The 13,694-nt window shown below is 76.9% G+C and carries 12 protein-coding genes and 1 pseudogene; 9 read left to right on the top strand and 4 right to left on the bottom strand.

Translation table 11 applies throughout. From position 1 onward, the window contains the following. Positions 1-399: 399 nt before the first annotated feature. Complete coding sequence (locus tag D459_RS0102970; protein ID WP_017591504.1) at positions 400-648, bottom strand: aldo/keto reductase; 249 nt, start codon at positions 646-648, stop codon at positions 400-402. Positions 649-941: 293 nt separating this feature from the next. On the opposite strand from D459_RS0102970, the gene D459_RS0102965 reads away from it, so the two are divergent. From D459_RS0102965 to D459_RS0102955, 3 genes are all read left to right on the top strand, one after another. After that, on the top strand, positions 942-1,688 hold the full coding sequence (locus tag D459_RS0102965) for a metal-dependent hydrolase (protein WP_017591503.1): 747 nt from the start codon (positions 942-944) through the stop codon (positions 1,686-1,688). A gap of 55 nt (positions 1,689-1,743) precedes the next feature. Further along, positions 1,744-2,205, top strand: coding sequence for a nucleotide triphosphate diphosphatase NUDT15 (locus D459_RS30550; RefSeq protein WP_017591502.1), 462 nt, complete (start codon positions 1,744-1,746; stop codon positions 2,203-2,205). 66 nt (positions 2,206-2,271) lie between these two features. Next, positions 2,272-2,919, top strand: a complete 648-nt coding sequence (locus D459_RS0102955) for a class I SAM-dependent methyltransferase (RefSeq protein WP_017591501.1) — start codon at positions 2,272-2,274, stop codon at positions 2,917-2,919. A gap of 332 nt (positions 2,920-3,251) precedes the next feature. Here D459_RS0102955 and D459_RS0102950 read toward each other — a convergent pair whose 3' ends face one another. After that, complete coding sequence (locus D459_RS0102950) at positions 3,252-3,989, bottom strand: Clp protease N-terminal domain-containing protein (protein ID WP_017591500.1); 738 nt, start codon at positions 3,987-3,989, stop codon at positions 3,252-3,254. A 167-nt stretch (positions 3,990-4,156) separates the two neighbouring features. On the opposite strand from D459_RS0102950, the gene D459_RS0102945 reads away from it, so the two are divergent. Next, a complete protein-coding gene (locus tag D459_RS0102945) occupies positions 4,157-4,996 on the top strand; it encodes a pentapeptide repeat-containing protein (protein ID WP_017591499.1) in 840 nt (279 codons plus the stop codon). A gap of 326 nt (positions 4,997-5,322) precedes the next feature. Here the strand turns inward: D459_RS0102945 and D459_RS0102940 are convergent, their stop codons facing one another. Together D459_RS0102940 and D459_RS0102935 are read right to left on the bottom strand one after the other, a co-directional pair. Continuing rightward, entirely contained in the window at positions 5,323-6,600 is a 1,278-nt protein-coding gene (locus D459_RS0102940; RefSeq protein ID WP_017591498.1) for a purple acid phosphatase family protein, read from the bottom strand. A 358-nt stretch (positions 6,601-6,958) separates the two neighbouring features. Next, positions 6,959-8,743: a DEAD/DEAH box helicase gene (locus D459_RS0102935; protein WP_017591497.1), complete on the bottom strand. Its 1,785-nt coding sequence runs from the start codon at positions 8,741-8,743 to the stop codon at positions 6,959-6,961. Positions 8,744-9,155: 412 nt separating this feature from the next. Here D459_RS0102935 and D459_RS0102925 point away from each other — a divergent pair, with 412 nt between their 5' ends. From D459_RS0102925 to D459_RS0102905, 5 genes and pseudogenes are all read left to right on the top strand, one after another. Next, complete coding sequence (locus D459_RS0102925) at positions 9,156-10,160, top strand: GNAT family N-acetyltransferase (protein WP_017591496.1); 1,005 nt, start codon at positions 9,156-9,158, stop codon at positions 10,158-10,160. 77 nt (positions 10,161-10,237) lie between these two features. Continuing rightward, positions 10,238-11,299, top strand: coding sequence for a hypothetical protein (locus tag D459_RS0102920; protein WP_017591495.1), 1,062 nt, complete (start codon positions 10,238-10,240; stop codon positions 11,297-11,299). 46 nt (positions 11,300-11,345) lie between these two features. Then, a complete protein-coding gene (locus D459_RS35760) occupies positions 11,346-11,948 on the top strand; it encodes a DUF4132 domain-containing protein (protein WP_026120004.1) in 603 nt (200 codons plus the stop codon). A 171-nt stretch (positions 11,949-12,119) separates the two neighbouring features. After that, positions 12,120-13,100 carry a WD40 repeat domain-containing protein gene (locus tag D459_RS0102910; RefSeq protein WP_017591494.1) on the top strand — a complete coding sequence of 327 codons (981 nt, stop codon included), beginning with the start codon at positions 12,120-12,122 and terminating at the stop codon, positions 13,098-13,100. Between the two features lie 342 nt (positions 13,101-13,442). Then, a pseudogene (locus D459_RS0102905) lies at positions 13,443-13,694 on the top strand (alpha/beta hydrolase); the annotation flags it as partial.

Here is a 13,694-nt window from a genome sequence, read left to right as displayed (position 1 = left end):
GGCCGCAAGGCAGGGGGCCGGAACCCAGGGAGGGCAGGGGTGGGGGCGGGATGTCGCTTTTGCCCTGCAGAGAGGGCCCGCCTTGGCCACTCTGGGTAACCGGAGAGGGGGTAGCGGGGGCCTCAGGGCTTGCTACTCGCTGGTAGATGTAATCGGGGTGCTCTCGCGGTGCGCAGGGCGCCCCTGCTCCCGCCCGATTCTCGCCGCGAACCGGGCATAGGGGATAAGGCCCCCTGGTGGGTGCGGGCCTGGCCGGTGAACGCGGCGCCCGGCCCCCTCCCGCCCTCGCCGCTCGTCTTGACCTTCGCTCCGTGGGGCGCCGCGCCGGACCGACCGGCCGGTCCCCCTTCCCGCCGTCGCCGCCCGCTTGAACCCCGGCCCGTGAGGCGCCGCGCCCGGTCATGCCTCCAGTGGGGCCCGTTCGTCGATGAGTCCCTCGGTGCGGAGGTCGGACCAGACTTCGGCCGGGACGTCGGCGCCGAACGACTCGAGGTTCCGCCGCACCTCCCCGGGCGAGCGCATGCCGACCACGACGCTCGCGACAGCCGGATGGAGCAGCGGGAACGCCATCGCCGCCTGCGGCAGAGAGGCTCCGTGCGCCTCGCAGACCTCGGCGATGCGCGCCGCCTCGGCGTCCTCGTCGCTCACCGGGGAGAACAGGCCGCCCAGCGGGCCTCAGCCGAACCCCAGTTCGGTCACCTCGACTCCGCTGCGCCCGAACGGGTCGGTCTTCATGCACCGGCTCCTCTCGCGCTCTCCTCGGCGGAGATCCTCTCCGCGTCGGCAGGGCGCGGGCAACGGGTTTCCGCCCTGCGGGCGCGGTTCGCCGCAGCGGGCGGGGAAACGTCCCCGGCACAGGCCAGAATGGTGCAGGATCCCCTGTCCCCCAGGGGTTCCCGTGCACCGCTCCGCTTCCCCGAGACCCCTGGGAGACGACCTTGATGGCCCCCTCGCACGCCGCCACCGGCCTGCTCGCCGGTGTGCTGGCCACCGCCGCCGCGGCACCGTTCATGGCGGTCGGACCGATGGAGCTGGCCGCGGGGGCGGCCATCGGCGCCGGGGCGGCGCTGCTGCCCGACATCGACCACCCCGGTTCGACCGCGACCACCTCCCAGGGGCCGCTGACCCGGGTGCTGTCGGCGGGCGCCCGGCGGCTCTCCGCCTGGGTCTACCACGCGACGCTGACCAGGGCGGACACGGTGGCCGACGGCGAGCACCGGTACCTGTGGCACACCCCGGCGGCGGCGCTGGCCACCGGGGCGGCGGTGGGGGCGGCCGGGGCGGCGTCGCCGTGGGCGCTGGGCGCGGTGCTGTGGTTCACCGTCACCCTGGCGCTGCGCGGCCTGGCCCAGGCCCTGCCCCGGGGCCGGACCCGCGCCCGGCTGATGAACCGGGCGGGCACCAGTCTGGCCGGGGCGGCCGCCGCGGTGCTGCTGGTCGCCTCGGGGGCCTCCCCCGGGCCCTACGTGGGGGCGGTGCTGGCGCTGGGCATGGTGGTGCACTCCCTGGGCGACGCGCTCACCCGCAGCGCAGTGCCGCTGGCCTGGCCGTTCCGGGTCAGGGGGCGGCGCTGGGCGATGATCGGCACCCCGCGCCGGCTCCGGTTCACCACCGGCTCCCGCCCCGAGCTGGTGATCCGCTGGGCGTGCCTGGCGGCGGCCCCGCTGGCCTGGCTGGCGCTGGTCTGACGGCGCCCCGGGGGCGGGGTGGCGGCACCGGGCGCCGGCGGGCCATCATGCGGCCATGACACCGACCTCCGAACCCCCCGAGGCCCCGATCGGATCCCCCGCCCCCGGGGCGCGCCCCGCGGTCAGCGCGATCGTGCTCCGCGGTGACCGGGTCCTGCTCGGCCTGCGCCGCGGCGCGCACGGCGCCGGGACCTGGTGTTTCCCCGGCGGGAAGACCGACCCCGGCGAGGCCCCGGCCACCGCCGCCGCCCGCGAGCTGCTGGAGGAGACCGGGCTGCGCGCCACCGCCGCCGTGCCCGTCGCCTGGACCGACGACCGCTTCCCCGCCGACGGCCTGCGCTTCGCCACCCTGCACCACCTGGTCGACGCCGACGGAGAGCCCGCCGAGCGGGAACCGGGCAAGGTCGGCCGCTGGGGCTGGTTCCGCTGGGACGGGCTGCCGGAGCCGCTGTTCTCCCCGGTCACCGCCCTGCTGGCCACCGGGTGGCGCCCGCCCGCCCCGGAAGCGCCCCGCTGAGCGGCGGCTTTGCCGGAACGGCAACGGAAATGGCGCCCGGTCGGCGCCCCGGGCCAGCATGGGGCCATGAGCGAAGCGAACGACGGGCAGTGGCGCTGGGACGCCGAATTCTGGGACGAGATGTACCTGGCCAAGGACGCCGTGTGGAGCGGCCGCCCCAACCAGACGCTGGTGCAGGAGGCCGCCGGGCTGGAACCCGGCCGGGCGCTGGACGTCGGCGCCGGCGAGGGCGCCGACGCGGTGTGGCTGGCCCGGCAGGGCTGGAAGGTGACCGCGGCCGACGTCTCCGAGGTGGCGCTGGAGCGGGCCGCCGGGCACGCCGCGGCCGCCGGCGCCGAGGTGGCCGAAGCCATCGACTGGTGGCGCGTCGACATGCTGGAGGCCGCACCGGCCCCGGCCGGATACGACCTGGTCAGCGCCTTCTTCTTCCATGTGGAACCGGGGCCGCGGGCCAAGGTGCTGGACCGGCTGGCCGCGGCGGTGGCCCCCGGCGGGACGCTGCTGTTCGTCGGCCACGACCCTTCGCACGTCGAGCTGGTGGGCGGCGATCGCCCCCCGCTCGAACTGTTCTTCACCGCCGAGGAGATCGCCGCCGGTCTCGACCCCGGCGAGTGGGAGGTGGTCACCGCGGAGAAGCGCACCCGCCCGGCCGCCGTCGGCGGCGAAGGCCACGTCCACACCACCGACGTGGTGCTCCGCGCGCGCCGGCGCTGACCCGGCCGGCCGGCGCCCCGGCGGACCGTCGCGTTCCGGGCGCCGCGGTCCTGTTCGCCGAGGGGCCGGTCCGCCGCCGGCCGGGGCCTCGGCGAGGAGCATCGGCACCGGTCGGCATGGGGCCGCGGAGCGGCCGGGCGGCCGGATCGCGGCGTACCGGGCCGGTGCCGGGGCCGCCCCTGCCCAGAGGGAGCGGCGCTCCGCGCCGAAGAGGAGGCGCAGGGCTGCGGGTACGCCGCGGGCGCACGCCGCCGACGCGCCGGGGCGGCGCTCCCTCCGCCCGCCCGGCCCGTCCGGCGGCGCGGACGCCGGGGTTCCGGCGGCGCGGGCCCTCAGCCGGTGCCCTGGCCGCGCTCCAGCCGCTCGATCCGCTCCACCAGGGGCCGGATCTGCCGCTTGAGGATCTCCTCCACCTCCTCGGCCGGGACCGCGGGTGCGGCGGGTGCGGCGCCGGCCCGCAGGTGCACGTAGCCGGCGAGGGCGGCGGAGACCGCGCGGCGGGTCAGCCGCGGGTCGGCGCCGGCCGAGCGCAGTACGTGCCCGGCGCGGCCCTCGGCGTCCCCGGACAGGGCGATGAGCAGGTGCTCGCAGCCGACGTAGTTGTGCCCCAGGGCCACCGCCTCGGTCACCGCCCCCTCCAGGGAGACCGCCGCCCCCGCGCCGATCCGCGGGCCTGCCCCCTCCTCCAGGGCGGCGCCGTCGGCGGGCCGGTGCTCGCGCAGCGCATCGCCCAGCCCGCCGGCGTCGATCTCCATCGACGCCAGCACCGGGAGAGCGAGGTTCTCCCCCTCCTCCAGCAGCCCCGCCAGCAGGTCGCCGGTGTCGGCCTCGGCCGCGCCGCGCTCCCGCGCGGCCTCGGCGGCCAGCGACAGCGCGGTGCGCAGCCGGGGCGTGAAGCGGGACATCGCCCCTTCCTCCGGGGCGGCGCCGCCGGCGAACACCTCCCGGACCGCGGCGACGCTGCGCACCGCCTGCTCCAGCGCGCGCTGGCAGACCGCGGAGACCGGGATGCCGGTCTCCTTGACCGCCTGGGCGAGCTCGTCGGGGACGTAGACGTTGAGCTTGGGCACGGGTTCCTCCCCACTCGGCCGGACAACGGATACCCTCTACATAACCCCATTGGGGGTACATGCTCAAGGAGGGGGTGGAAAAACCGTGCGCCCGCCCCCGTGAGCTGGGCTAGGGTCGAGGGTGAGAGCCGCCGTCGGCGGCGTCCGCGCGAAGGAGACCGCACCCCTTGTCCGAGCAGAACGGCAGCGCCGTGCGCGCCGACCGGGACCGAGCCGACCTGCGCGCCGACTGCGCGAACTGCTTCGCGCTGTGCTGCGTGGCCACCGCCTTCTCCGCCTCGGCGGACTTCGCCGCGGACAAGCCGGCCGGAACCCCCTGCTCCAACCTGCGCACCGACTTCCGCTGCGGCATCCACTCCCGGCTGCGCGCGGAGGGGTACAAGGGCTGCACCGTCTACGACTGCTTCGGTGCCGGCCAGAAGGCCTCCCGGCGCACCTTCGCCGGACGCGACTGGCGCGCCGACCCCGGAACCGCCCGGCGGATGTTCGCCGCCTTCCCCGTCCTGCGGGACCTGCACGAACTCCTCTGGTACATCGCCGACGCCCTGGAGATGCCGATCGGCGCCCGGCTCCGCACCGACCTGGAGGCGGCCCGCACCGAGACCGGGCGGCTGGCCGACGCCGGCGCCGACGAGCTGATCGCCCTGGACACCGGCGCCCACCGGGCCTCCGTCAACGCCCTGCTGCTGCAGGCGAGCGAGGCGGCCCGCGCCGGGGTGCGGCGCAGGCGCGACCACCGCGGCGCCGACCTGATGGGGGCCCGCCTCAAGGGCGCCGGGCTGCGCGGCGCGAGCCTGCGCGGCGCCCTGCTGATCGGCGCCGACCTGCGCGGAGCCGACCTGCGCCTGGCCGACGTCATCGGCGCCGACCTGCGCGGCGCGAACGTCGGCGGCGCCGACCTGTCCACCGCGCTCTTCCTCATCCAGTCCCAGCTGGACGCCGCCGACGGCGACGCCGCGACCCACATCCCCGGCCGCCTCACCCGCCCCGCCCACTGGACCGCCTGACCGGCGCCCGCCCCGGAGCCCCGCCGCGCTCCCGCAGGAGCAGCGCGGCGGGCACGGCCCATCTGCGGGTCGGTGCGGCGGCGCGCGGCGCACCGGTCCGAGGAGAGGCGTCCATGTCCGAGCCCTCCCCGACAGCCCTCGCTCCCGGCAAGTACGGTCTTTAACCTGCGCACCGTCTACCGCGAGGTACCGCCGAAGGGCGAGTACTCGCTCACCGGGATCGGCCGCGGCCTGGAGGACATCGCCCGGGGCGGGGGCCGGGTACGGGGAGGGCCCCGCCGCCCTTCGGGAGGAGGGGAGGCGGCGGGGCCCTGCGGGGAAAAGGGTCAGGAGGCGTCGGTGACGCGCTTGCCGGACTCGTCCTTGGTGATGGTGAAGGCGTCCACCACCTCGCCGTCGGCGGTGCGGGAGACGTAGTCGAGGGTCCCGCCGTCGACCGAGACCGCCTGGTAGGTCTGGGTGTCGGAGCGCTGGGCGCGGACCTCGGCGCCGTTGTCGGTCCAGTTGGAGTCACTGGCGTCGTACATCTTGGGGCCGGTGACCGAGACCGCGTAGACCGGGCCGGTCTGCACCGCCGGGTCCCCGGTGCGGTTGGCGGTCAGGTTGCCCCGGGCGTAGGAGTGGTCGTGGCCCTGCAGCACCAGGTCCACGTCGAACTCCTCGAACGTCTCCAGCCAGGCCTCGCGCACCGGCCCGTTGTCCCTGGTGGGGCTGTTGGAGAAGACCGGGTGGTGGAAGGTGACCACGGTCCACTCGCCCGGGGCGGTCTCCAGCGCCTTGCGCAGCCACTCCTCCTGGGTCTCCAGCCAGGCGCGCGGGGAGAACGGCGCCGCCGCGCGGTAGTTGGAGTTCAGGGTGATGAACCGGACGCCCTGGTAGTCGGTGTAGGAGACGGTCTCGGGCAGGTCGTCGCCCTCGGGGCCGTTGCCCGCGCCGGGGAACTGCAGCGCCCAGTGGCCGCTGAGCCGGGTCAGCGAGTACTCGTGGTTGCCCGGGGCGGCGATGTGGTTCATGCCGCCGGTGGCCTCCGGGCCGAAGGCGCCGTACCACTCGCCCCACTCGGAGTCGCTGTTCGCCGAGTTGATCAGGTCGCCGGCGTGCACGGCCAGCTCGGCGCCGGGCTCGGCCTCCAGGGCGGCCCGCACCACCGGGGCGGCGCCCTCGGTGATGTCGTTCTGGATGTCGCCGAAGTAGAGGAACTCGAACGGCTCGGCGCTCTCGGCGGGGGTGCTGAAGGACAGCCAGTCGGTGACGGACCCGCCGCCGTCGCCGACCCGGTACCGGTACTCGGTGCCGGGCTCCAGGCCGGTGGCGGTGGCGCGGTGGTAGGCGCCGCCGGCCTCGCCGGTGCGCTCGCCCTCGACCCGGACCACCCGGCCGGGGTCGTCGGCCGGAGCGATCTCCAGCACGGACCCGCCTTCGGGGCCGCGCCAGGTCACGGTCTGGGAGCGGGAGGGGTCGGCCGTCGGCGACAGCAGTACCCGCTCGGGCGCCTCCTGGGCCAGCGCCGAGGGCGCGGCGACCGGCGCGGACGCCGCGGCGAGGGCCGCGGCGCCGGCGACGGCGAGCACCCGGGGAGAGACGCGGCGGGGGGACGCGGGCATCGGGGATCTCGCTCTCTGTGAGGGGGAGCTGACCGGGTGAACATATCCACCCCAATGCACATCCCGGTGAACGGGCGGCGACGCTCCGGAGATGCGCGGCCACCGGGCCGAGGCGGGCGCGCCGGGAAAGAAGGCCCGTTCCGGGCGGAGGCGCGCCTCCGCCCGGGACCGCGGCCGCCGCCTCAGCCTCCGCGCCGCCGGCCCGGGCAGGCCGCCGGGGACGGGCGCTCCCCGCCGGGGCCGGCCGGGCCGAGGCGGCGAGACCCCCACCGCCTCCCCCGGAGAAACAGGACGGGCCCGCACCCGGCCCGGGGAGATCGCTCCCCCGGCCGCGGTGCGGGCCCGGTCCGCGGTGCCGCTACTGGCGGGCGTCGCGGCGGACGACGGTCTTGCGCCCCTTGATGGTGGTCCGGTTCAGCGCCGAGATGACCTGCTCGGCCGCGGACTCGGGCACGTCCACCAGGGAGAACCGGTCGGCGATCTCGATCGCGCCGATGTCGCGCCCGCTCAGCCCCGCCTCGCCGGCGATCGCGCCGACCAGGTCCTGCGGGCGGATCCGGGAGGAGCGCCCGGCCCCGACGAACAGCCGGGTCCGGCCGGCCGCCGGCGCACCGGGGCCGCGCCGGCCCCGCTGCTCGCGGCCGCCGCGCGGCCCGCCGGACCGCTCACCGCGCTCGCCGCGCTGCTCGAACCCGCGCCGCCCGCGGCCGTCCCGGGAGTCCCTGGGCGGGCGCAGCTGCGCCTCGGGGATCTCCTCCTCGTGGGCGGCGCCGTTCACCGTCTCGTGCACCAGCCGCAGCGCCGCGGCCGCGACCTCGGCGGCGCCGTGCTCGCGGCTCAGCTCCTCCACCGCGGCGGCGAACTCCTCGGCAGCCTCGCCGCCGTCCAGCCGCTCCTGCAGCGCCGCACGGGTCCGCTCCAGGCGGCGGGCGCGCAGCTCGGCGACCCCGGGCACCTGCTCCAGCGGCACCTCGAAGCCGGTGGCGCGGCGGATGTTCTTCAGCATCCGGTGCTCGCGCGGCTCCATCAGGGTGATCGCCACGCCCTCGCGCCCGGCGCGCCCGACCCGGCCCACCCGGTGCACGTAGGACTCCGGCGCGCTGGGCACGCTGTAGTTCACCACGTGGGTGAGCTGGTCGATGTCCAGGCCGCGGGCGGCCACGTCGGTGGCGACCAGCAGCTTGGCGCTGCCCGAGCGCAGCCGGGACATCACCCGGTCGCGCTGCTCCTGGCTCATCCCGCCGTGCAGCGGCTCGGCCCGGTGCCCCCGCCCGTTGGCCTCCTCGGTGATCCGGTCGACCTCTTCGCGGGTGCGGCAGAACACGATCGCCGCGGCCGGGTCCTCCACGTCCAGCAGCCGGGCCAGCGAGGCCGGCTTGTAGCCGCGCGGAACCGCATAGGCGCACTGCCGGACCCGGGGCTCCTCGCCCTCCGGGCGCTTCTCCCGCTCGATCCGGATGCGCAGCGGGTCGCGCAGGTGGCGGCGGGCGATCTCCTCGATGCGCGGCGGCATCGTCGCGGAGAACAGCACCGTCTGCGCGTCCGGCGGGGTCTGCTCCAGGATCGCCTCGATGTCCTCGGTGAAGCCCATGTCGAGCATCTCGTCGGCCTCGTCCAGGACGACCATCTCCAGGCCGCTCGGCTCCAGGCTGGACCGGCCCAGGTGGTCCAGGACCCGGCCCGGGGTGCCCACCACCACGTCCACGCCGCGCTCCAGGCCGCGCAGCTGCCGCACGATCGGCGCGCCGCCGTAGACCGGCAGCACCCGCACGCCCATGTCGCGGCCGTAGTCGTCGACCGCCTGGGAGACCTGGACGGCCAGCTCGCGGGTGGGCACCAGGATCAGCGCGACGGGGTTCCTGCGGCGGCGGCCGGTCTCCAGCCGCTCCAGCACCGGCAGCGCGAACGCCGCGGTCTTGCCGGTCCCGGTGGCCGCCTGGCCCAGCACGTCGCGCCCCTCCACCAGCGGCGGGATGGCCGCCCGCTGGATCGGGGTGGGCTCGTCGTAGCCCAGCTTCGCCACGGCGTCGAGCAGCTCCGGCCGCAGGGGCAGGCCGGCGAAGCCCGGAAGGGCCTCGGCGCTCTCGGCGGTCTCAGTCTCGGCGGTCTCAGTGGTCTCGGTGTCGTCGGTGGCCAAGGCCATACTCTGCTTCTCTTCTCTCTTCACACAAAAGGCCGGCGCTCCCGAACGGGGAGCGGCCGGGCGGATTCCCGCACAACCCCTTGGAATCGCGACCGATCGCGCAGCCGATCGCACAGCGAAGTGAAGAGGTCCGAGACGGGTTCCGAGCCGTAATGCCCGTGACGTGCGCCGGAGCGAACGAGGGCGCTCCGCGGCGCGGCTCGCACGGCGGAGGGGCGGGCGCCTCTGGGCGCATCCTCGCTGCCGGCTCGGGGGAGACGTTCTCCCGCCGCAGCACAAGGGTAGGCGATAACGGGACCTCTTGCGCTCAACACCCGCTTTCGGCCGGGGGTTTCCGCATCGCACCGCGCCCCCGCGGCACGGCACGCGCCCCTGTCCGGGGAACACGGGTGGGACATGCCACAGTGGGTTCATGACCTCACCCACCGTGGAAGAGTTCCTGCCCGGCAGTGCACCGACCGCCGACCTCGCCGCGTGGTCCGAGGTGTACGGCGACGGGCGGCGGGAGCAGGGCGGCGCCTCCCCCTCGGCGGCGGTCCTGGCCGAGCGGCTGGCCTCCCGGGAGGAGCCGGGCGTGCTGCGCTGGGCGGCCCGCCCCGCCCCCGGCGCCCCCATCGCCGGCGCCGCCGAACTGCGGCCGCGCCCGGCGGCCGACCCCCGCCCGCGCCTGCTCCGGTTGTTCGTGGCCCCCTCCCGGCGCCGCCGGGGCCTGGGCCGCGCGCTGCTGCGGCGGGTCATGCGCGACGCGGCCGCCGCGGGCCTGGACCGCCTCCAGGCCGTCGTGCTCGCCGGCCCGCCCGGCGAGCCCTTCGCCCTGTCGGTGCCAGGCGCCCGCACCCTGCTCCGGCTCGACCTGCAGGAGCAGCCGGTCACCGACCCCTCCGTGCTGCGGCTCTGCCGCGACCTGGCCGAGCGCCCGCCCATGGGCTACCGGCTGGCGTTCTGGCGCGGCTCCGCCCCCGAGGACACGGCCGCCTCCTTCGCCCGGGTGATGAACCACGTCCTGGACGCCCCCGGCGCCGAACTGCAGCTGGCGCCCCGCTCCTGGGACGTGCCCGCGCTGCGCGCCTGGGAGGCCGACCTGACCGAGGACGGCTCGGCGCTGCTGGTCAGCACCGCCGTCCACCGGGCGAGCGGCGAGGTGGTCGCCGCCACCGCGGCCACCGTCCCCCCGTTCGGCCCCACCGCCGAGCAGCACGACACCGCGGTGCTGCCCGAGCACCGCCGCCGCAACCTCGCCCGCTGGATCAAGGCCGAGCAGACGCTGCGCCTGCACACCCTCTTCCCGCACATCCGCACCGCCGCCAGCACCGTCACCGCCGACAACCGGGCGATGGCCTCGGTCAACCGCGCCGTGGGCTACCGCCCGGGCACCGACCGCCTGCTGGTCGAGGCGCTGCTGACCCCCGAGGGCTGAGACCGCCGCACCCCGCGCCGTCGGTGCCCTGTGCCAGGATTCCCGCACCGTTGGAACCGACGACGCGGAGGACGACCGTGCCCGACACCGCCCTGGACGACGACGCCCTGGTGGAGCTCGCCGAGCGGCTGCGCGGAGCCGAGACCGGAGGGTGGACCGAGAAAGGGGTGCGCGGCCTGGCCGGCGCCCTCGGCTGGGAGCCCGCCGACGGCGCGCCGACCCGGCTGCGCACCGGCCTGCCCACCGGCGAGGCCCGGCTGCGCCCGGTCGACCGGCTGGACGAGGACTACACCCGCGGCGAGCGCCACCTCGGCCTGTACGTGCCCGTCGCCCTGGTCGACGGCGGCGCGGCGGCCAAGGCCGACGCCTTCGCCCGCGCCGCCCGCGCCCTGACCGCGAAGCTGGGCCCCGCCCCGATCATGGGCGCCCACGGCGACCCCGGCCCCTTCTACGAGAGCACGGCCTCGTGGGGGTCGCCGTTCCTGCGCTGGCGCGGCCGCCCCGACTCCCTCGAACTGCGCGCCGGGGACGACGGCCCCGAGCTGCTGCTGCACCCCAGCGACCCGGTGGAGAACTGGCACTGGCGCCAGGGCCACGGCGAGGCCTACGCCCTCGGCGGGTTCTTCGGCGCCCGCCCCGACCCCGCCAACGCCGGCCTGGGCCACCCCGGCGGCTGGACCACCGGCGACTGGGACGTCTTCGCCACCGCGCTGGGCGGCTTCCTCGGCTGCCTGGCCGCCGAGACGCGCGCCCTGGGCATCGAGCTCTCCCTGGGGATGCACGGGCGGATCCCCGGCACCCACGGGCCGTGGGTCTTCCACATCGCCTCCGCGCAGACCCTGGAGCTGGCCGTCTACGAGGAGACCGTGGACACCTCCGCCCTGGACATGGCCGCCCTGGGCTGGACCCCGGTGTCCGAGGCGCCCGCCGCCATGGACCACCTGATCGACGTCTCCCACCACACCGGCGCCTTCGCCCCCGGCGAGGCCGACGGCCGCGGACTGGCCCGCACCCTCGTGGAGACCGCCAAGGCACTGGGCATCCCCTCCCCCCGCGGCCTCAGCCTGATCGACCACTGCCAGAGCGTGGCCGGCTACCGCGTCGACTACTACGGGCTGACCTTGAAGGAGAACCCCTAGCACCGGCGGGCCGGCCGGCACGGATCGAAGGAGGGCAGGAAAGACCATGGGGTGGGTCGACGTCGGAGACGGCTGCAGCGCGACCGTGCGCGGGACCGGCCGCGGGGCCGAGCTGGTGTGCCGCAACGCCCGGGGCCGCGAACTCGCCCGGGTGCCGGCCGGGCTGAAGAAGGCCCCCGGCATCACCGCCCTGGTGGAGCTGGGACGCCTGCTGGCCGAGCACGAGCGGCGGGCGCACGCCCGCATCGAGCGGTGGATGCTGGGCTCGCCGCCGGTGCCCACCGCGCTCCTGGCGGCGCTGTGGCCCGACCCGGTCTGGCGCGCCGCCCTCACCGGCCTGGTCCTGGCCCCCGACACCGGAGGCGCCCCCGCCGCCGACCGCGCGGCCGGCGCCGGGGTCCCGATCGCGCCCCGCACCCGCGAAGCCGTGCTGGACGAGGAGGCCGGCGCCGTCCCCGGCCCCCCGCAGGGCGACGGCGAGGACGCCCTCATCGCCTGCCGCTACACCCACCCGGCCCTGGACGGCCCCCTGGTCGCCACCGCCGCCCGCGCCGCCGGCTCCGCCGTGAAGGCTCCGGCCGGTCCCGGCCGCCCGTGCTCCGCACGGCCGTCGAGCGCCCCCCGGGGCTCCCCTCCCCGCCCCCGGTGAATCGGCCGCTCAGAGCGGCGGCGGGCCGCGGCGGAGCCACCGGCCGCTCCCCCGGCGGGCGCGCGGGCGGGTCCTCGCGGAGCCCGGCCGTATCAGGCCAACCGGCCATCCCCGCGGCGCGCCCCGCCGTCCTGCGAACGACAGCGCGACCGACCCCCCGACGGAGGACGCATGCCCGACCGACCGCGCCGCACCCCCACCCGCACCCTCCCCCGTGCACTCGGCATCGCCGCGACCGCGGCCCTGGCCCTCACCGCGGCGGCCGCCCCGGCCGCCGCCGACCCCGCAGGAGAGCGGCCCCCGCCCGGCGGCCGCATCGCCTTCGACACCGACACCGGCGGGGAGAGGTACGACGACACCGTCACCGTCATCGACCCCCGGGGCGAGGTGCGGGCCGACACCGGTGACCTGGGCATCGACGTCAGCGGGATGCGGATGAGCCCCGACGGCGCCCGGATCGCGGTCCAGGGCTTCTCCGGGCCCGCCCCGCGCGCCTACATCCTCCCGGTCGGCGCCGGCGGCCTGGAGCGGATCCCGATGGAGCACGGCGGCCTGCAGTGGCAGCCGGACTGGTCGCCCGACGGCACCCGGGTCGCCTTCGCCGTGGAGGACCCCTGCATGAGGAACTGCCCCGTCGTCGAGGACGGCGTGCACACCTACACCGTCGGCGACGAGCACTCCCGGCCGCTCCTGGACGCCCGGGACATCCCCGACCACACCTCCGTGCTGTGGGACCCGCGCGAGGAGTGGATCGCCTCCCACCCCCGGGACACCGTCTCCCGGCCCCGGATCGACCTGCTCGACCGGGAGACCGGGGAGACCGTGCGCAGCATCGGCATGGAGAGCCGGATCTTCCGCGCCCAGTGGACCCCCGACGGCTCCCGGCTGCTCATCGCCACCGTCGAGGGCCCGGAAGGCGGCGAGCAGACCACCCGGGCCTGGACCCTGGACCGCGGCTCCGCCGAACCGCGGGAGGAGTTCTCCCTGCCCGGGTTCACCCCGTTCGACTGGTCGGCCGACGGCGAGTGGATCGTCTACCCCGGCCCCGGCGGGCAGGAGGAGCACGGCGTCCACATCGCCCCGGTCGACGACGTCGGCGACTCCCGCCTCATCCACGAGACCGCGGCCCCGCCCCGCCACCTCACCTGGTGACCCCGGCCCCGGCGCGGCGGGAGGGCCGCGCCGGAGCCTCCCCTCCTCGGCGGCCCCGCGGCCCCCGCCCGCGTCCGGCTCCAGCGCGCCGCTGCAGCACCCCGGCCGGCGCCCCTCGACGCCGGACCGCACGGCCCCACCGCGCCCGGCCGCGGGGCCCGCGCGAAAACCCGTTGCCGGACCGGTCCGGCCGCTGCTAGGTTTCCGGAGGCCGTGCCGGAGAACGAGGAGGTGATACCCGTGAACGCAGTATCGACATGGGTGCTCCCCTCCGGGGTCGCGGTCGGGCGATAGGTCGTCCGGGAGCGCCGCTCAAGAGCAGCACTCCCGAAAGGCACGACCATGCGCTTCACCTCCGAACGCCGCCTCGGCGGCGGCGTCCTCGAACGCGAGTTCACCCTCGGCGAGATCCCCGGCGTCCTGTGGACGCCCGAACCCGCCCCCGAACCGGTCCCGCTGATCCTGCTCGGCCACCCCGGCGGACTGCACTGGATGCGCCCCCGGCTGGAGGCCCGGGCCCGGCAGTCCGCGGAGCACGGCTTCGCCTCGGCCGCCATCGAGCTCCCCGGGAGCGGCGACCGGCCCCGCTCCGAA

It is taken from the genome of Nocardiopsis potens DSM 45234 (genome assembly GCF_000341105.1).
GTDB classification, from domain to species: Bacteria; Actinomycetota; Actinomycetes; order Streptosporangiales; family Streptosporangiaceae; genus Nocardiopsis_A; species Nocardiopsis_A potens.
The sequence above is the reverse complement of the archived record's forward strand: the minus strand, read 5'-3'. Positions and strand labels throughout refer to the sequence as shown.